Origin of the sequence: Planomonospora sp. ID91781 (genome assembly GCF_015711595.1) — a bacterium.
Classification (GTDB): domain Bacteria; phylum Actinomycetota; class Actinomycetes; order Streptosporangiales; family Streptosporangiaceae; genus Planomonospora; species Planomonospora parontospora.
On the sequence record NZ_JABTEY010000001.1, the window covers coordinates 513,368 to 529,949 of the forward strand.

A 16,582-nucleotide genomic window follows, 5' to 3' on the forward strand; every position below is an offset into this window, starting at 1 on the left:
CATATCGATAACTCGATCACATTTCTGCCCTCTATTAACAATAGATGAGTTGAGGCATGAGCGATTTCGACAGAGAGTACGAATCCATTGCGAGCCTGCTAGATAATTTCAAAGTCTCCATGGACTCTTTAATTCAGACCCTTTTGGAGATAGAAGGTATTCAATTCCACAGTGTTACCAGCAGGATAAAATCAAAATCGAGCGTCCGACAGAAGCTACAGCGTCCCGATAAAAGGAGAGACCTCAACGATCTCACAGATATGTTTGGTGTCCGCATAATCACATATTTTCCGGACGAAGTTGATGTGGTCGCCAAACTGATAGAGCGCGAATTTGCTGTTGATCAAGAAAATTCTGTGGACAAACGTTCTATTCTTGATCCCGACCGCTTTGGCTATCTCTCGCTTCATTATGTTTTGCAGCTCAAACCTGAACGCGCTGCACTGCCCGAGAATCGGAGCTATAAAGATATTCGATTCGAACTGCAAATTCGTTCCATATTGCAGCATGCCTGGGCAGAGATCGAACATGACATTGGCTATAAGTCATCATCCGGAGTACCCGACGCCGTGAGGCGGCGATTTTCTCGGCTAGCTGGCCTGTTGGAGCTGGCTGACGACGAGTTCTTGGGAATTCGCAACGAGTTGGCTAGGTCGGCTAGCTCCACACGCTCGCGAGTTGCCGATATACGGCCCGAGGTTGAGCGGATACTTGCCCATCCCGCAATTACCGGCCTGCCAGATTGGGACAAGAGATGGAGTGAGCAGGAATACCTAGCATACACCGCAATGACTGATCCTAGGTTCACCCTACTGGATCGAGTACTATTAGAAATTCCATCGAGTCGCGGTCGATTCGAGCCGTGTGATTTGCTGGGGCCAAGTGGTGAACTAATCCATGTTGCGCGCGTTAGGAACAGTGCGAAATTTAGCCATCTGTTCAATCAGGCATTGGTTTCCACCGAGATCTTGCTCGACTCAGCGAATGCTCGCCAAGCTCTGATTCGAGCGGTTGAAGATTGCGGGAACGGTCGCATGCTGCCGACTGATTTTTACCCTAGAGAGGTTGTACTTGCCTTTCCATCAGAGGACGGTAAAATCGTTTCCGCGCAGCGAATTCCCGCTTTCTCGCACTTTACTCTTGTAAGAGTAGCGGAAGCTCTTGAGGAGCGGAATATCGCTTTACGGATCGCGGGAATCAAAGAGCGCTAATGCGTGTGCAACTTGGCGCGTCTAAATGTCCCTCGTTGTAATGTGGACGCTCGTGTGTCCGGCGGATATACGGACGAGTAGGTTTGCACTCCTCCGCCATTACATCCTGCTCGGCTAACCATCGGCGATCAGTCCTCGTGCTTCAGTGGAAAATGGTTCCGAGCCACAGAGCCACCAACCCCAAATACAGGATTATTCTTACAGTACAACCGAACGAGAACTGCCGATGGATTCGGGGACTCCTAAATCAGAACTGCTGCATTAGAAAGGAGGATCATCCGAAAATAAATCCTTCTGGTGCTGCACCGCAGCCGGTAGAGGAAGATTTGTGACAACGAATAGATCGAGAATATCTTTCCTATCCATGAAGAGGATCTGACTACGCCTAGATGCATCCAGTTTGTTTCCTAGCCAATTACGGGCGGCCTTGGTTATATCCCCTCCTGCTACAATGAAGGCGTGATCTACTAGTACACGCTTACCGATCTCCGGGTCGAATATTTCGTGCCCCAGCATCATCAAAACTTGGTTATGTATCTCGGCGATATTGCCGTCGCTCACGCCCGCTGAGTCTATCTTTCCCTTTTTCGCCTGAATACCGAAATACAGAACGTGCTGCGTCGGAAGCGTGTATTTCATCCAGACGTCTTTTCCGTACTCTAACGCCTTATCTCTATGGCCAGCGGCCGTGATTCGGTGAAATCCGAGCTGCCGAAATAGTGGCAACAAGAGCTCTTCGATGAGCTCATCTTCAGAGCACTGGTTAAGGTACGTCGTGAGCTGGTCTCGACGCTTCTGCTCCACTGCCGAGAGCGGACGGTGCGGGTTTACAGGAGCAACAGCTACTTTATTGGTTGCGACGTGACGCAGATAGCATTGCCCATCATCCGCGTAGAACGCTTCGAACCCTTCGCGGCCTAGGGCCGCGTTCAACGATTTGAGTGCGTTTGCGCGATCCGGCCCTTCGTTAGTGGCGTCCTCGCGATCCATCAGGCGACGAATCAGACGCACAAAGGTGTCTGGAAGCGTGTCTGTCCCCGTACGCGGTTCTGCAAGTATCTCTTTAAGAGTGTCAGAAACCCACCACTTACGGGTTGTTCCATCATGCCGGAAGTCCGTCTCGATATCCTCGAAGAACTCCGATATATAGTAGCTGCTCCTGTACAAAAAGTAGGTTTCCCCGGCTTCTGGAGGATTTCCGCAGATCATATCTGCGAGTTGGCCGAGCGTCTTCCGGTGGAACTCCATGGAATCCTCCCCTAGGAAATCATCGTGCACGACACGTGCGGAGGGCGGCCTCGACTTTCCTGCACCCCCGGGAGAGCCAGTCGAACAGTCCGGCCTAATCTATCTCAGGGAGTGCTCCTTCACCCGAAATGATCCCAAGGGGGACCGAGACGGTACGTAAGGGCTCGATGTTTCCACACAGATCAAGCTTTGGCAGCTTGACTAGTCATCTCCATCACAGCTGGTCTGCCTTGGTGCTGTTTGCGGTTGGGCGGCGCGGCCGCGACCGGCCGAAGAGCCGCAGCGCGGTCGGCGACCGCCCAACGCGCGGCGGGCCGCGGAGCGGACCGCCTTTAAAGACGTAGAGAAAGTTCTCATCCAGCCAGGTGCTTGCAGCGCTGAACTGGACAAACATGACTGTGCTTCGCGGATGTGTCCCGCGTGATGCTTGACGCCTGGCGGGACGGCTTTGGTACCTCTTCGGATGTGCACAGTATGGATAGCGACAGCGCCCGACTCTGTGAGCACGGACCTAGGACAGAGCCCACTCGCCCTTCTGCGCACCGAACGCAGGACCGTACTGCAGTTTGGCGAGCTTCGCCGAAGTTGGCACCTCGAACACGATCACGCCCTTGCGCTCGTCTCCTTGGGCGATCGTGACCGCTCCTCCGAATGAAACACCCTCAGTGATGTCGGGATACGTCGATCGATACTGCTGCCCCTCAGCGTCGATGAGGGTCCCGTCGTGGGTGGGGAAATCGTTGTAGACGGCCTTACCGACGTTCTTCAAGGTGATCTCGATCGCGGCGAAGCGGTGGCCGGTTTGCGGCTTGGTGTACTGGTTGGCCGGAGTCGCGTTGTCGATGACCCGGGTGACCGTGACGGCGACATGCACTCCGTTCTGGAGCCCTTCGACGGTGATCGTCTCGCCGATCCCCGCTACCTGTGCCTGCTGGTTGGCAGGCGGTGTCTGGGTCGCGGCGGGTTCGACGGTCGGCTGGGCGTCGGCTGTGGGCAGGGCGGTGCCGGCGACCTGGGGCAGGTCGGGGACGGTACGCAACCGGTCGTCGGAGACCGGCTCCGCACTCCCGAAAGCCATGATCGTGCCTATAGCCGCCACGACCAGCGCGAGGGACAGCCCGACCACGAGAGCGATGATTGCTCCGGCGCTGCTCTTTGGAGGTGGCGGGGCGGGTTGCTGGTAGCCGTACCCATAGGGATAGCCGTGTTGCGGTCCATAGCCACGCGGCTGCTGGTGCGGGGATCCGTAGGGCTGGTGTGGGGGCTGCTGGCCGTATGGCTGCTGCGGGCCCTGTGGGGGATAGGTCACGGCATCTCCGGATTGGCCTGGGATGCGTATGTGACGGCCGGGGCATCTGTCCGGTTGGCGTCGTGGCCGGATCCGGCCACGAATTTGATCACGTCGTCTGTACGCGACGCCAGATGTAGCGCATGCTCCTACTCAGATGCCCCGTTCGCTCCGGCTGTGCGCTCTTCCTCCGTGGTGACGAAGCTGCCCATCCCCCGCTCGGTGCGGATCCACCGATCCTTGCGTAGGGCGACCATGACCTTCTGCGCGGTCTGGGTGGCGATGCCGAACTCCTGGGTCAGGTCGATGACCGACGGGATGCGCTGACCGGGACCGTACTGGCCGCTCTCGATGCGCTCGACGATGATGTTTCGCACCTGTCGCCACCTGGGCAGATCGTCGCGCAGCTCGGTCATGAGCACACGCTAGAAGCCGATAGTGCAGGGCACTCCACCGGCACATACTGCGGTGTTCTATGGTGTACTACGGTATTGCGAGCTTATGATGCGGACGTGGTGAAGGGCCGTGCAGCCGGTCGCCACTATCCGCCCCAGGCCGCAACGGAGAGGCGGTCCTGCTGAGCGGTGATCACCTGCCGTGTCCGCGACCGGTGAGTCTGGGAGAGGTGGAGTCGTGTCCGATCGGTATCACAGTCTCCACGTCGCTCCCCCGCAAGCCGGATACGAGAGCGTGGCATGGTGGCCGGCGGCTCCCCGCGCCGACCGGATCCGGATCCGCGAGCACACCTGCGACTGCCGGACGCTCTCCTACGAGTTGTGCCAGGGCGGCGGGTTGATGTTCATCCGCCGGACGTACCGATCCGGCGGTGTGCTCATCGAGGAAAGCGACTGGATGCCGACGGCTCAGGCCGAGCAGCTGTGGAAGCGGCTCCTCCTCGGTGAGGTCCGATGACCACCTGCCTCGTACAGGTGGAGAACGGAGGAATCCGATGACGCGATGGTTGTCCCAGCTCTTTCCGGCCGAGTGGACGCAGGCCGAGGCGGCTGACATGCCCGTGGTCGACGGGTGGGAGGTCGAGCTGAGCGCATGGGGCGTCTACTACGCCCGCCGCATCCCAGATCGGGTGCTGACGCTCGATGAAGTCCGGGCGGGGCTCTCGCGTTACCTGGTTGCGCGCTCTGAGGGGGAACTCCTGCGGCAGGCGGAGGAACAGCGGCGGATCGCCGACGTACTGCGGGCGCAGCCTCCGGCCTGCCCGTACTGCGGGCGCGGTCCCGAAGAGGCACCGCTGATCGTGACCGTGGACGAGTCGTCCGTCACGGCGGAGCGCTGCGCCCGCAGCTACCAGCCTGACGCCCCCTGCGGGCACGAGGACGTCGAGTGGACCTATCAGCGACCCTTGCCGGACGGAGCGCGCTGCCGGGCCTGTGGGACCTGGTGGCGGCTGGACCTGATCCCGTACTCGGTGGCGGAGCGGCTTACCGGGGGCATTCCTCCTCGTGAGGACGTCCGGCCGTCCGCAGACGAGCGTAAGCGTTCATGATCTCGCCCGCTGCCGCGTCCGGGCTCAGGCGGTCGGTGTGGATGCGCAGGTGAAAGAACCCGGCGTCGGCGTGCGTCTCCAGGTCGGCGAGGGTCTCGTCCCAGGCGGTCAGGCGCTTGCCGGTGTCGACGTCGCCGCGTTCGGCCGAGCGCTGGGCGGTGACCTCGCGCGGCACCCACAGCAGCACCCGGAGCCAGGAATCCGGCTCCCGACCCATGAGCGTGCGCAGGTCGGGGATGTTGCCCATGTGCACGACGGAGACGTAGCCGGCGGCCTGGCGGTCCTCGACGGTCTGCCGGTCGACGGCGTAGACGTTGCCGTACCGGTGGGTCTCGACCAGCAACCGCCCCGCCTGCCGGAGCTTGTCCAGGTGCTCGGCCGAGACGAACTCGTACCCGTCCGCGCGGCCGGTGCCGACCTTGAGCTTGGGCAGCAGCACGCACCACGGGTCCAGGCGGTGCAGGGCGGCGGTGATGGTGTCCTTGCCGCTGGCCGGCGGGCCGTACAGGACGATGCCGTACGGGCTCACGTCAGGATCCGCTTGAGTGCTTCGCGGGTCTGGTCGGCAAGGCTGATCGCCGCGCCGAGCCGGTTGTCCACGGTGACGTGTGCGGTGGGCGGGCTGGTCTCGACGGCCAGACCTTCGGCGTACTGCTCCCAGTTGTCCAGCTTCCAGGCGTCCCGGGCGGCCCCGCGGAACTCGATGTACTCGCGCATGGACTCGGGATCGCAGCGGACCCAGATCGCCGCCACGTCGATGCCCTTGGCGGCGCACCGGTTCTCCAGGCGGGTGAACCACGCCTCGTCCTTCAACTCGGCGATGAACGGCGCCGACAGGATGGTGGAGGTGCCGATGTTGAGATTGTCCCAGGCGGTCTCCATCAGGCACCGGTACTCCAACGGCCGGACCTCCTTGAGATACAGGTCGCTGTGCCGGTCGTTGGGGTCGCCGCCGAGGGAGACGAGCAGCCGCTCCACGATGCACCGGGTCAGGGAGTCCTTGTCCAGGAAGGCCCAGCCGGTGATGTCGGACAGGAAGCGGGAGAACTCGGTCTTGCCCGATCCGGCGTACCCGCCGACGAGCACCAGGATCGGCTTGGGGCTGCCGCCGCCGTGGCGTCGCCTCCAGGCATCGACCACGCGGTTGCGGAGCAGCGCCTCCGGGGAGCCGTCGGAGGTGATGCCACCGATGGAGACCTTGGTGAACGCTTCCTCGATGACCTGGGCGGCGGCGTTGTCGGCTGCGGGATCACTGGGCGCAGGCAAATCGGAAATCACAATTTCCGCTTTCTGTGTTTCGCCGGGCAAAGCAGGACGAAAGCCGAGTTCGGGCTCGGTGGCCTGGTAAAGCAGGCAGTAAGCACGCCGGTAGTGCGGTCCGGGGAACACGGTTCCCTGTTCATGTCCCCAGAGGGTTTGGAAGTTGGCCGCGGGGACGCTCAGGCCGTGCCGGCTGGCGGCCTGGCGGAGCCGTTCGCCTGCGGCCTCCAGGGTCAGGCCGTGGGCTTCGCGGTGTTCCCGCAGGCGGGAGGGGGTCCAGCCGGGGCGCTGGGTCGTCTTCATTGCATACCTTCGCCTTCACGCTGCGGTGGGTGGTGCGCGGTGTGCGGTCGTGCATGTGAAAACGCTTGTGTAAACGGTCGTTGAGACGGAGTGAAACGGACTGAAGAAGCTTAACTAGATCGGCGTGATACCGAAACTTCCCTGCTCACGGTGAACTTGAGTCATTCCGAAAGGCGACAGGAACCGCGCAGCCAGGGAGGGCATGATGAGAGCGGACCCGCAGCGGATCATCTGGGAACTCGACGCGATCCGGGCGGAGCTGGACGAGTTGGCCTGCCGGATCGGTGAGATCACTTCCGCGCTTGGAACACCGCCGACTCCAGAGCGGCGAGCCGATCCCCGAGATCCTTGAGGCTTTCGCGCATCGCGGCGAGCTGGCCGAGGATCTCGCCGGTGTCGCCGGCGGGCTGCGGCTCGGCGGGTGCGGCGGGGGCCTGGTGGACGAAGACGCCCTTGCCCTGCTGGCCGATGACCAGTCCTTGCGTGCGCAGGACGCTGATGGCGGACTTGACCACGCTGGCGGAGACGTCGAACCGCTCGCACAACTGGGCGATGGACGGCAGGGCGGCACCGGGCGGAAGTGAGCCGGTGCGGATCTGCTCGCTCAGCTCGTCGACGATCTGCAGGTAGGCCGGTCGGCCGCTCTTCTCCACCATCGGCGTTCGTCTCGTCTCGTCGGGTCTCATCCGCTGTGTCTCGCCTCCAGTTCAGCACAGCCCCGTAAAGAAACCAACCAGGGAGCCAAAGCACTCATTGACAACTTAGGATTCCAAGTGTTCCATGACTCCTAAGCATCCCATCGATCAAAGGAAACGATCATGCGCACCATCCCCATCCCCGTCGACGTCACCAAGCTCAACATCACCTGCGTCAAGCCGCCCAAGCCGCGCCTGGTCAACAAGGACACCGGCGAGATCAAGCGCGACAAGGACGGCAACGTCATGTACGAACTCACGCTCCTGATCGAGGACGAGTTCAACCGCATGGAGCTGGTCAAGGTCTCCACCTCGCCCGAACCATCCGTGATCGCGGGCGAGGAGGTCGTCCCGGTCGGCCTGGTCGGCTACGTCTGGGAGCAGAACGGCCGGTGGGGCATCTCCTACCGGGCGCAGACCTTCATCCCCGCCGGTGCCGGCAGGACGGGGGCGGAGCGATGATCGACCTCAGCCACCCCCTGTTCAAGGTCCTCGCCGCCCTGCTGGTGCTCATCAGTTGGCGGCGCTGGGCCCCGGTCTCCTACTGGTACCTGATCGTCTTCCCCCGCAAGGCCGTACGGCTGCGCTGGACCTGGCGGCACGTCGCCTCCGGGTGCGGGCTGACCAAGAAGCGGCTGCGCTGGTGGTTCACCACCGTCCCCGGCCTGATCGCCTCGACCGGCGTGGTGAAGGTCCGGCGGCGCTTCCAGCGGGTGGAGGTCGACACCAAGCCGTGGATGGGCCTGCCCCGGCCCACCCGCAACGGCTTCCGGATCACCTTCCACCTGCTCGACGGCCAGGTTCCCGACGACTACGCCAAGGTCTGCGAGCGGCTCGCGCACGCCTGGCGGATCGAGGCGGTCCGCGTCGTGGGCTCCCGGCCCGGCCGCGTCACCCTCCAGGGGATCACCCACGACCCTTTGACCCTCGTCGCGCCCACCGCTCCGCCGGCTGAGCCGTCCGGCGGCTGGCGCACCGAGGATCTGCTCCGGCCGGTCGTCGGGGTGCTGGAGAACGGCGCGGCCTGGCGGATGGACTTCCGGCTCATCCCGCACTGGATGAACGCGGGCGCCACCCAGTCCGGCAAGTCCAACCTGATCAACGCGCTCCTGGTCGGCCTGGCTTCACAGCCGGTCGCGCTGATCGGCTTCGACCTCAAGGGCGGTATGGAGCTGTCGGCCTATGAGGCGCGGCTGACGGCGCTGGCCACCACCCGCGCCGAGTGCCTCGACCTATTGAGTGACCTGGTCGCGGTCATGGGGGCGCGCATGCTCGCCTGCCGCCGCTACGGGGTGCGCGACATCTGGCAGCTCCCGGACGCCTTGCGCCCCATCCCCATCGTGGTCCTGGTGGACGAGCTGGCCGAGTTGTTCCTGACCGCCGACAAGGCCGAAAAGGACCAGGTCACCCGGACGGCTACCGCGCTGCTGCGGATCGCTCAGCTGGGCCGTGCGCTCGGCCTGCACCTGGTGCTGTCCGGTCAGCGGATCGGCTCCGACCTCGGCCCCGGCGTGACCGCGCTCCGTGCCCAGATCGGCGGACGGGTCTGCCACCGGGTCAACGATCCGGAAACCGCGGTGATGACGCTGGGGGACCTCGACCCTGACGCGCTGGTGGCCGCCCGCTCCATCGCGCCGGAGCAGCCCGGCGTGGCCGTGGTCACCGGCTCGGACGGGCGCTGGTGCCGGGCGCGCTCCGGCTACGTCTCCACCGATGCCGCCCAGCGGGCTGCCGAAGCCTTCGCCGACGTCACGCCGTCGTGGGCTCAGGTCGCCGCCTCCGGCCTGGGCCACGAACTGCCGTACGAGTCCAGCCCCGAACTCGTCGCCTGACCCCTCGCGCCCTGAAGAAGGGAGGAACAACGATGACCGCGAACGCTCCCCGCCTGGCCGTACGGCTGGCGGACATGGCCCCCGTGCTGATCCTGGCGCTCATCGCCGGGGCCGGCAGCTTCACCCACATCCGCGACACCGCCACCGAGCACGGCCAGTCCGGGCCGATGGCGTGGGCCGTGGCCGTCTGCGTCGACCTCACCTGCGTCATGGCCGCCCGCGAGCGCCAGCGCGACAAGAAGACCGGACTCCGGCGCAACGGCCCGGTCTCCTGGCCCACCCTCGTCCTCATCGGCGGGATCACGCTGTCCCTGGCGGCGAACCTTGCCCAGGCCGAACCGTCCGCATGGGGCTGGATCACCGCCGCGACCCCCGCCGGAGCCTTCCTCATCGCGGTCTCCATGCTGGAACGCCGCGCCTCCGGCCCCCGCCCCGAACCGTCCCCGGTGCCCGTCCCAGTGGGGGACGCCGTACCGCAACCCGTCCCCGAACCCGCCGCGCTCACCCCCCTGCCCGGCCCGGCCGTACCCGCTCAGAACGATGACCGGAACGACCGGAACGCGGCCGGTCCGGCGGGCGCGCTGCTCGACTACGCCCGCCGCGTCGCCGACGAACACCACGCCCGACATGGCACGCCCATCACCCGCGACGCGCTGCGCGCCCGGCTCGGGGTGTCCAGTCAGCTCGCCTCCGACCTGCTGCGCGCCCTGCACGGCAGCCCCGAACCCGCCTGAACCCCCGAAGGAGAACCCGATGAAGATCCGCATCGACGGCACCTACGCCGAACTCGCCTACGCCCTCAACAAGATCCGCACGATCCTGCCGGTCGGCTCGATCTCGCCGATCTTCCCGCTCCACGAACGGCCCCACACCTGGCGCGTGTTCGTCAACACCGCCCCCAAGCGCGACGGAGGGAGGTGGATCACATGACCGACGACTCCAGCGACCGCGCCCCGCTCGTCGTGCTCGCCCCGAAGCGCTGGGTCTGCTGCGACTGCGGCGGGACCGGCGTCGACAGCCTCGGCCAGACCTGCGAACTGTGCGAGGGCCTCGGCTTCTGCTGAGCCTCTCAGCGCCCCCGGCGTGACCACACATCCGCCAAGACGTCCGCCACGTCGGGGGCCATCCCGCACCGAACCTCACAGTCCAGAAGGGACGGAACCCATCATGCCAAGCCCGCACGCCGTAGCCGGGATGATCTCCCGGCTCAACGATCCCCATTACGCCCGCTGGGCCTCCCAGGTCCGCCGAACAGGCGGCTGCCGACAGCCGATCCACCTACGCGGCCGTGTCGATCACATCGACCAGGCCACCGGGGAACTCCTCCACCGCTACAGCACCCGCACCGAGCCGGGCGGCGTCCTGCGGGTGCCGTGCAAGACCCGGCGGGCCTCCCGCTGCCCGGCCTGCGCGGAGGTCTACCGGGCCGACACCTACCAACTCATCCGGGCGGGCCTGGTCGGTGGCAAGGGCGTTCCGGAGACGGTGACCGCTCACCCGTGCCTGTTCGTCACCCTGACCGCCCCGTCCTTCGGCGTCGTCCACACCCGGCGGGAGAAGAACGGGAAGGTCCTCCCGTGTCACGCCCGCCGCGACGCGCCGATGTGTCCGCACGGGCGGGTCATGTCCTGCACCGTCCGACACGGCTCCGATGAGACGTGCCTCGGCGAACCGCTGTGCCCGGACTGCTACGACTACGCGGGCAGCGTGCTGTTCAACGCCCTGTCCCCGGAGCTGTGGCGGCGCTTCACCCTGGCCCTGCGCCGGCGGCTGGCCAAGGCCGCGGGCCTGACCCTGCGGGAGCTGCGCGAGCGTGTCACGGTGTCCTTCGCCAAGGTCACCGAGTACCAGCGACGCGGCGTCGTCCACTTCCACGCGGTCATCCGCCTCGACGGCCCTGACGGGCCGACCTCCCCGCCTCCGGCCTGGGCGACCGCTGACGCGCTGGCGGACGCCGTACGGCATGCCGCCTCGGCCGTGTCCGTCACCGCTCCGGCCGTCGCCGACGAACCGGCCCGGGTCCTGCACTGGGGAGCTCAGCTCGACGTCCGGCCCATCACCACGGGCGGGGAGCTGACCGAACAGGCGGTGGCGGCCTACATCGCCAAGTACGCCACCAAGGCCGCCGAGTGCGTCGGCACCCTCGACCGGCGCATCAATCCTCTCGATGACCTGGCGGCCCTGCCGATCCGCGAGCACGCCCGGCGGCTCATCGCCGAGTGCTTCCGCCTCGGGGCGTTCGCAGAGCTGGCCGATCTCCGGCTGCCCCAGTGGGCGCACATGCTCGGCTTCCGGGGCCACTTCTCCACCAAGTCCCGCCGCTACTCCACCACCCTTGGGGCGCTCCGCGAAGCAAGAGAGCGCTTCGTCCAAGACGAAGAGGTCACCACCGGCCGGCTTCCGCTCTTCGACGAGGACACCGTCCTCGTCATCGCCGAATGGGACTACGCCGGACAGGGCTACTCCCTCGGTGACGCCCTCCTCGCCGCCGCGTTGACCGGTACCCGGTTCTCCACCCCTCCGACTCACCCGGAGGCCTCAGATGGATGACTCACAGCTCCTCACCGTCGAAGAAGCCGCCGCCCGCCTTCGGGTCAGCCGGTGGACCCTCTATTGCCTGATCCGCTCCAACGAACTCCGAAGCGTGAAGATCCGTCGCCGCCGTCTCATCCCGGTCGACGCGGTGGCCGAGTGCATCCACAACCTGATGGAGGTGGCGTGATGACCAAGACAGCGCTCGGCACGCCCGAGGAGGAGCCGAAGCGGCAGAGCAGGCGCCGCATGCGGAAGCGCTCCAATGGTGAGGGCAGCATCTGGCCTCGCAAGGATGGCCGGTACGGCTACGCGGCCTTCGTCCCCACGACTGGCGGAGCCATTAAGCGGGTCCAAGGGTCGGCTCGGTCTCAGGAGGAGGCGAGAAAGAAGCTCACAGAGCTTCTGAAGAACGCGGACGAGGGCATCCCGGTCTCCTCCGAGAACTGGACCGTCAGCGACTATCTGAACTACTGGCTCAAGCACATCGTGAAGGAGGAGCGGCGGCCCAAGACCTACCAGGGTTACGAGAGCGTCGTCCGGCTCCACCTCATCCCCGGCATGGGCAAGCGGCGGCTGAACAAGCTCAACGCCCAGGACGTCCGGCTGTTCATCACCCAGACCCGTACCGAGTGCCAGTGCTGCAAGCACGGGTGGGACGCCTCCCGAGAAACTCCCGTCTGCTGCGCGCTCAAGGGCGGTGAGTGCTGCGAGTCCCGGCTGTCGACGCGCATGGTTCAGTCCGTGCATGCCGTACTCCGGAACGCTCTGGAATCCGCGGTGCGAGAGGAGATCATCCCGCGTAACGCGGCCAAGCTCGTCAAGGTCCCGGTGCCCAAGTACAAGGTGAACCGCGGGCTGACGGTGCCTCAGGCCCGTGCGGTCCTCAAGGCGGCCAAGGAGCACCGGCTCTCCGCGCTGTACGTCCTGGCACTCTGCCTCGGCCTACGGCGCGGGGAGCTGCTCGGGCTCCGCTGGGCAGACGTCGACCTCGACGGCGGGAAGCTGGAGGTGATCCAGACGCTCCAGCGTGTCGGGGGCCGTCTCCAGTTCGTCCGGCCCAAGACCAACGACTCCGCGCGAACCATCCCACTCCCCTCGATCTGCGTGGAAGCGCTCCGAGAGCACCGCAGGCGGCAGTTCGCCGAGCGCTCCGACCGGTGGGGCGACTGGGAGGAACACGGCCTCGTCTTCCCGTCCCGGCGCGGAACCCCTATGGAACCGGACAACCTCCGGCGGAGCTGGGGAGCGATCCGCAAGGCCGCCGGCCTCGGGGACATGCGGTTCCACGATCTCCGGCACACCTGCGTGACGCTGCTGCTCAACCTCGGCGTGCCGCCCCAGGTCGTCCGCGACATCGTCGGCCACTCCGATATCGAGGTGACCATGACGATCTACGCTCACGTCTCCCTCGACGACAAGCGCACTGCTCTCCGCAAGCTTGGCGACGCGCTCGCATAGAACGAGAGCCATCCTTCGACGCCTCGGCCCCGGCCGGGGCGTCTCGTCATTCCCAAGCCCTTCAGCAGTTCCTTCAACAGAAACCATCCGATATGCCGCCAGACAGCAGCCGGCTCATTAGCATGGGATCAAGCACACGCGAAGTGGACCGCTTCGCCTCCATCACCTCCAGGTGTCCGGGTACCCGTCACCTGAAGATCGACGGGGGTGAGGAGGTGACACCGATGGCTGGACGTCATCGGAGGAAACCCCGCTTTGCGTGGGTGCGGATGTCTTCTGTCCTAAACGACGCCGCAGCGTTCATCACCTTGATCGTGGGGCTAGCCACTCTGATCACAATGGTGATCTCGCTGTACAGGTAGCGGGGACAGACAGACACCCGGGCCAGTTCGGCTCCGCTGTCAGCGGGTCGGCCTGAGCCCGGCATCCAAGGTAAGCAAATGCGCTTACGCATTCATGCGCACACCTGCATCACTCTGAGATCTTGATGCTTCCGCACCGCATGCCGCTGGCAGCGCTGATCTCGTCCTACATCCGATCTCCAGCGACTAGGCACCGCTGCCGGACCGAGATCATCCAGTTCGAACTTTAGGTAAGCACGTCCGCTTACCCGGACCACCGAGCACACCCGGCATGAGACCTACAGCGCTCTTTGGAGAACCGACCTCATGCCACAGCATGAGGTCGTTGCTGTCAGCGTTGCTGTCACTAGAGATCGAAAAAGCCCCGAACGATGATCGTTCGGGGCTTCCGTGCTGCTCAGCTGATGTGGTCAGGGGCGGGGTCGAACCGCCGACCTTCCGCTTTTCAGGCGGACGCTCGTACCGACTGAGCTACCTGACCTCGGTGGTGGATCGAACACCTACCAGAGCGGTCCTGACGGGACTTGAACCCGCGACCTCCACCTTGACAGGGTGGCGAGCACTCCAAACTGCTCTACAGGACCTTGCTTTGACCGGAGACTTTCGTTTCCGTTCTTTCTGCCTCGCTTAGCTTACCAGCTCTTCGGAGGTCTTCGACCTGCCGTTTCCCTGGTGAGCTTTCGCTCGACCGTGCCCCCAACGGGATTCGAACCCGTGTCGCCGCCTTGAAAGGGCGGTGTCCTAGGCCACTAGACGATGGGGGCTCAGGATTCTCATCCCGTTCCGTCGCCGTCTTCCGCTGGAGACCTCTGAAGCATAGGGGACGTTTGCCCCTGATGCCAAAGCGGCTTCCCGGATCACGGCGTCATCACGGTGTCGCGGTGCCGACGGTCGAACCCGTCGGGGACGGGGCGATCGTCGGCTCCGGTGAAATTGTACGCCCCGGGTCGTTCTCGACGTGACGCTGGATCTGCACCGACTGCTCGCCCAGCCCTCCGAGGGTGATGTCGTCCCAGGCCCGCAGGCGGTGCGTCTCCCGGTCGAAGTACAGAACCGAGGCCATGACCGGGGTGGGCTCGTCGTGCTCCAGGGCGCGCAGCCCGGCGCCGCCGGTGGAGCCCTGGACCAGCACCCGGGTGCCCGAGGGCAGCAGCTCGGTGGAGCGGGCGTGGGAGTGGCCCGTCAGGACCATGGGCACCGAGCCGGAGAACCCCTTGGCGATCGTCGGGTCGTGCACCGCCACCAGGTCCACCGGCTCGAACGCCTGCCCCAGCCGTACGGCGTGGGCGCGGCCGAGGGCGGCGAGGGACTCCAGGTCGGAGTCGACCGGCACGGACTTGTCGGGGGTGAACCGGGGGTCGCCCAGGCCGTAGATGCGCAGGCCCGCCACCTCCTTGACCGAGTCGTCGAGGACGATCGCGCCCTTCTGCTTCGCCACCGCCCGCTGGGTGGCCTTGGAGTCGTGGTTCCCTCGGACGAAGACATACGGCACGCCGAGCCGGCCGATCTCCTTGACGAAGTTGTCCTCGGGGCCGCTGCCGTGGTCGGTCAGGTCGCCGGTGTCGACCACCGCGTCGACCTTGAACTGGGCGGTGACCGAGCGGACGAGGTTCCACGCGATGGGGTTGAGGTGGATGTCGGAGACGTGCAGGATCCGGATCGAGGTCGGGTCGGCGTCGTAGACCGGCAGGGAGGAGACCGCGTCGTAGAGCTGGGAGACGTTGTCGACCAGCTTGACGAGCTGCCCGCGGTAGGACTCGAACCTGGTCACGATGGACTCGGCGTCGCCGACCAGGGACGGCGCGCCGGCGAGCAGGCCGGTGTACTCCGGCTCGACCACGGACCCCGGCCGGAACGTCAGCAGGGCGGTCGTGCCGATGCCGGCGATCATCACGACGCCGGCCAGCAGGCCCGCCAGCGCCGCCCTGAGGCCGCGGAAGACGATGAGGGAGAAGATCAGGGCACCGGCCAGGCCGCAGGCGATGGAGCGCAACGCCAGGGCGCTCACCCCCTCCCGCAGCTCCTTCTCCAGCAGCGCGGGGAGCCGGTCGGAGAGGCGGGGGTCCTCCAGCATGGCGCGCGCCTGGTTGGAGTCGATGTTCTCCAGGGTGATGCGCAGCCGTACCGGGGCGTCGTGGGTGTCGAACAGCAGGCTGCCCAGCGGGTGGGCGTCGACGACGGTCTCCCCCCGCAGGGACAGCTCCGCGGACATCCCGACGTCCACCGGCCCCACCGTGGCCAGCACGGGGCCGCCCAGGGCCATGCCCAGCCAGACGCCGACGACGGCGACCACCGAGCCCGCCACGGCACGCGAGATCAACCGCACCGTCCGCCCGGTGGCGGCGCGGCGGATGCCCTGGGCCCAGCGCGTGAGATCCATGCGTCTTCCTGTCTACCCGAAGTCCCGACAAGTCGGTTACCCGGAAACGCAGGGCAGAATGACGGGTGTGATCGAGGTCTCGAGGGAGAAGTTCGAGGAGCTCGTGGCCGAGGCGCTGGACACGATCCCCCCGGAGCTGACGAAAGTCATGGACAACGTCGTGGTGGTGGTCGTGGACGACCCTCCGGAGCCGGATCTGCTCGGCCTCTACACGGGCATCCCCCTCACCGAGCGCGGCGACTGGTACGCCGGGGTGCTGCCCGACCGGATCGAGATCTACCGGAACCCCATCTGCGCGATCTGCGAGACCGAGGACGACGTGGTGGAGGAGGTCCAGATCACCGTCGTCCACGAGATCGCCCACCATTTCGGCATCGACGACGACAGGCTGCACGAACTCGGCTGGTGACGTCCGGAACCCGTACGAACCCGGCCGATGACGCCGGGAACCTGCGCGAACCCGGCGGGTGACGCCCGGAACCGGGTGATACGGCGGTGCCGTACCG

Annotated in this window: 19 protein-coding genes and 3 tRNA genes; 12 read left to right on the forward strand and 10 right to left on the reverse strand. The window is 65.4% G+C overall.

Annotated elements, in window-relative coordinates; genetic code table 11:
- The first annotated feature begins 56 nt into the window (after nt 1-56).
- Nucleotides 57-1,211, forward strand: a complete 1,155-nt coding sequence (locus HS048_RS02310; protein WP_196465998.1) for a DUF6119 family protein — start codon at nt 57-59, stop codon at nt 1,209-1,211.
- Between the two features lie 261 nt (nt 1,212-1,472).
- On the opposite strand, the gene HS048_RS02315 is transcribed toward HS048_RS02310, so the two are convergent.
- From HS048_RS02315 to HS048_RS02325, 3 genes are all read right to left on the reverse strand, one after another.
- Nucleotides 1,473-2,459 carry a hypothetical protein gene (locus HS048_RS02315; protein ID WP_196465999.1) on the reverse strand — a complete coding sequence of 329 codons (987 nt, stop codon included), beginning with the start codon at nt 2,457-2,459 and terminating at the stop codon, nt 1,473-1,475.
- Nucleotides 2,460-2,970: 511 nt separating this feature from the next.
- Nucleotides 2,971-3,585, reverse strand: a complete 615-nt coding sequence (locus tag HS048_RS02320) for a DUF4352 domain-containing protein (protein ID WP_196466000.1) — start codon at nt 3,583-3,585, stop codon at nt 2,971-2,973.
- Nucleotides 3,586-3,896: 311 nt separating this feature from the next.
- Nucleotides 3,897-4,163, reverse strand: coding sequence for a winged helix-turn-helix domain-containing protein (locus tag HS048_RS02325; RefSeq protein WP_196466001.1), 267 nt, complete (start codon nt 4,161-4,163; stop codon nt 3,897-3,899).
- Between the two features lie 217 nt (nt 4,164-4,380).
- On the opposite strand from HS048_RS02325, the gene HS048_RS02330 reads away from it, so the two are divergent.
- Nucleotides 4,381-4,659 carry a hypothetical protein gene (locus tag HS048_RS02330; protein WP_196466002.1) on the forward strand — a complete coding sequence of 93 codons (279 nt, stop codon included), beginning with the start codon at nt 4,381-4,383 and terminating at the stop codon, nt 4,657-4,659.
- Nucleotides 4,660-4,696: 37 nt separating this feature from the next.
- On the forward strand, nt 4,697-5,251 hold the full coding sequence (locus tag HS048_RS02335) for a hypothetical protein (RefSeq protein WP_196466003.1): 555 nt from the start codon (nt 4,697-4,699) through the stop codon (nt 5,249-5,251).
- Here the strand turns inward: HS048_RS02335 and HS048_RS02340 are convergent.
- From HS048_RS02340 to HS048_RS02350, 3 genes are all read right to left on the reverse strand, one after another.
- Nucleotides 5,187-5,780: a guanylate kinase gene (locus HS048_RS02340; RefSeq protein WP_196466004.1), complete on the reverse strand. Its 594-nt coding sequence runs from the start codon at nt 5,778-5,780 to the stop codon at nt 5,187-5,189. The two genes, HS048_RS02335 and HS048_RS02340, sit on opposite strands and share 65 nt — an antisense overlap.
- On the reverse strand, nt 5,777-6,517 hold the full coding sequence (locus HS048_RS02345; RefSeq protein ID WP_229798567.1) for an AAA family ATPase: 741 nt from the start codon (nt 6,515-6,517) through the stop codon (nt 5,777-5,779). The genes HS048_RS02340 and HS048_RS02345 overlap by 4 nt, the downstream gene beginning before the upstream one ends.
- Nucleotides 6,518-7,104: 587 nt before the next feature.
- Nucleotides 7,105-7,500, reverse strand: coding sequence for a winged helix-turn-helix domain-containing protein (locus tag HS048_RS02350; RefSeq protein WP_230880696.1), 396 nt, complete (start codon nt 7,498-7,500; stop codon nt 7,105-7,107).
- Between the two features lie 132 nt (nt 7,501-7,632).
- Between HS048_RS02350 and HS048_RS02355 the strand changes: the two genes are divergently transcribed.
- From HS048_RS02355 to HS048_RS02390, 8 genes are all read left to right on the forward strand, one after another.
- Nucleotides 7,633-7,971 carry a hypothetical protein gene (locus tag HS048_RS02355; protein ID WP_189238722.1) on the forward strand — a complete coding sequence of 113 codons (339 nt, stop codon included), beginning with the start codon at nt 7,633-7,635 and terminating at the stop codon, nt 7,969-7,971.
- Nucleotides 7,968-9,341, forward strand: coding sequence for an FtsK/SpoIIIE domain-containing protein (locus HS048_RS02360; protein ID WP_196466006.1), 1,374 nt, complete (start codon nt 7,968-7,970; stop codon nt 9,339-9,341). The genes HS048_RS02355 and HS048_RS02360 overlap by 4 nt, the downstream gene beginning before the upstream one ends.
- Before the next feature lie 32 nt (nt 9,342-9,373).
- Nucleotides 9,374-10,075, forward strand: coding sequence for a DUF2637 domain-containing protein (locus tag HS048_RS02365; RefSeq protein ID WP_196466007.1), 702 nt, complete (start codon nt 9,374-9,376; stop codon nt 10,073-10,075).
- 19 nt (nt 10,076-10,094) lie between these two features.
- Nucleotides 10,095-10,271, forward strand: a complete 177-nt coding sequence (locus HS048_RS02370; RefSeq protein WP_196466008.1) for a hypothetical protein — start codon at nt 10,095-10,097, stop codon at nt 10,269-10,271.
- Nucleotides 10,268-10,405: a hypothetical protein gene (locus HS048_RS02375; protein WP_196466009.1), complete on the forward strand. Its 138-nt coding sequence runs from the start codon at nt 10,268-10,270 to the stop codon at nt 10,403-10,405. The genes HS048_RS02370 and HS048_RS02375 overlap by 4 nt, the downstream gene beginning before the upstream one ends.
- 103 nt (nt 10,406-10,508) lie before the next feature.
- Entirely contained in the window at nt 10,509-11,891 is a 1,383-nt protein-coding gene (locus tag HS048_RS02380; RefSeq protein WP_230880697.1) for a replication initiator, read from the forward strand.
- Entirely contained in the window at nt 11,884-12,063 is a 180-nt protein-coding gene (locus tag HS048_RS02385; protein WP_196466010.1) for a helix-turn-helix domain-containing protein, read from the forward strand. Before HS048_RS02380 ends, HS048_RS02385 begins: the two co-directional genes overlap by 8 nt.
- On the forward strand, nt 12,063-13,334 hold the full coding sequence (locus tag HS048_RS02390) for a site-specific integrase (protein WP_196466011.1): 1,272 nt from the start codon (nt 12,063-12,065) through the stop codon (nt 13,332-13,334). The genes HS048_RS02385 and HS048_RS02390 overlap by 1 nt, the downstream gene beginning before the upstream one ends.
- A 769-nt stretch (nt 13,335-14,103) precedes the next feature.
- Here HS048_RS02390 and HS048_RS02395 read toward each other — a convergent pair.
- The 4 genes from HS048_RS02395 to HS048_RS02410 form a co-directional block, all read right to left on the reverse strand.
- Nucleotides 14,104-14,177, reverse strand: a tRNA-Phe gene (locus tag HS048_RS02395).
- A 28-nt stretch (nt 14,178-14,205) separates the two neighbouring features.
- A tRNA-Asp gene (locus HS048_RS02400) sits at nt 14,206-14,280 on the reverse strand.
- A gap of 107 nt (nt 14,281-14,387) precedes the next feature.
- A tRNA-Glu gene (locus HS048_RS02405) sits at nt 14,388-14,460 on the reverse strand.
- 104 nt (nt 14,461-14,564) lie between these two features.
- On the reverse strand, nt 14,565-16,076 hold the full coding sequence (locus tag HS048_RS02410; protein ID WP_196466012.1) for a metallophosphoesterase: 1,512 nt from the start codon (nt 16,074-16,076) through the stop codon (nt 14,565-14,567).
- A 58-nt stretch (nt 16,077-16,134) separates the two neighbouring features.
- On the opposite strand from HS048_RS02410, the gene HS048_RS02415 reads away from it, so the two are divergent.
- A complete protein-coding gene (locus HS048_RS02415; RefSeq protein WP_196466013.1) occupies nt 16,135-16,485 on the forward strand; it encodes a metallopeptidase family protein in 351 nt (116 codons plus the stop codon).
- The last annotated feature ends 97 nt before the right edge of the window (nt 16,486-16,582 follow it).

Bases quoted from the DNA above. Each gene is read 5' to 3' on its own strand.
- HS048_RS02310 (WP_196465998.1), top strand. From the start codon at position 57: ATGAGCGATTTCGACAGAGAGTACGAATCCATTGCGAGCCTGCTAGAT.
- HS048_RS02315 (WP_196465999.1), bottom strand. From the start codon at position 2,459: ATGGAGTTCCACCGGAAGACGCTCGGCCAACTCGCAGATATGATCTGC.
- HS048_RS02325 (WP_196466001.1), bottom strand. From the start codon at position 4,163: ATGACCGAGCTGCGCGACGATCTGCCCAGGTGGCGACAGGTGCGAAAC.
- HS048_RS02335 (WP_196466003.1), top strand. From the start codon at position 4,697: ATGACGCGATGGTTGTCCCAGCTCTTTCCGGCCGAGTGGACGCAGGCC.
- HS048_RS02350 (WP_230880696.1), bottom strand. From the start codon at position 7,500: ATGAGACCCGACGAGACGAGACGAACGCCGATGGTGGAGAAGAGCGGC.
- HS048_RS02355 (WP_189238722.1), top strand. From the start codon at position 7,633: ATGCGCACCATCCCCATCCCCGTCGACGTCACCAAGCTCAACATCACC.
- HS048_RS02360 (WP_196466006.1), top strand. From the start codon at position 7,968: ATGATCGACCTCAGCCACCCCCTGTTCAAGGTCCTCGCCGCCCTGCTG.
- HS048_RS02365 (WP_196466007.1), top strand. From the start codon at position 9,374: ATGACCGCGAACGCTCCCCGCCTGGCCGTACGGCTGGCGGACATGGCC.
- HS048_RS02370 (WP_196466008.1), top strand. From the start codon at position 10,095: ATGAAGATCCGCATCGACGGCACCTACGCCGAACTCGCCTACGCCCTC.
- HS048_RS02375 (WP_196466009.1), top strand. From the start codon at position 10,268: ATGACCGACGACTCCAGCGACCGCGCCCCGCTCGTCGTGCTCGCCCCG.
- HS048_RS02380 (WP_230880697.1), top strand. From the start codon at position 10,509: ATGCCAAGCCCGCACGCCGTAGCCGGGATGATCTCCCGGCTCAACGAT.
- HS048_RS02385 (WP_196466010.1), top strand. From the start codon at position 11,884: ATGGATGACTCACAGCTCCTCACCGTCGAAGAAGCCGCCGCCCGCCTT.
- HS048_RS02390 (WP_196466011.1), top strand. From the start codon at position 12,063: ATGACCAAGACAGCGCTCGGCACGCCCGAGGAGGAGCCGAAGCGGCAG.
- HS048_RS02410 (WP_196466012.1), bottom strand. From the start codon at position 16,076: ATGGATCTCACGCGCTGGGCCCAGGGCATCCGCCGCGCCGCCACCGGG.
- HS048_RS02415 (WP_196466013.1), top strand. From the start codon at position 16,135: ATGACGGGTGTGATCGAGGTCTCGAGGGAGAAGTTCGAGGAGCTCGTG.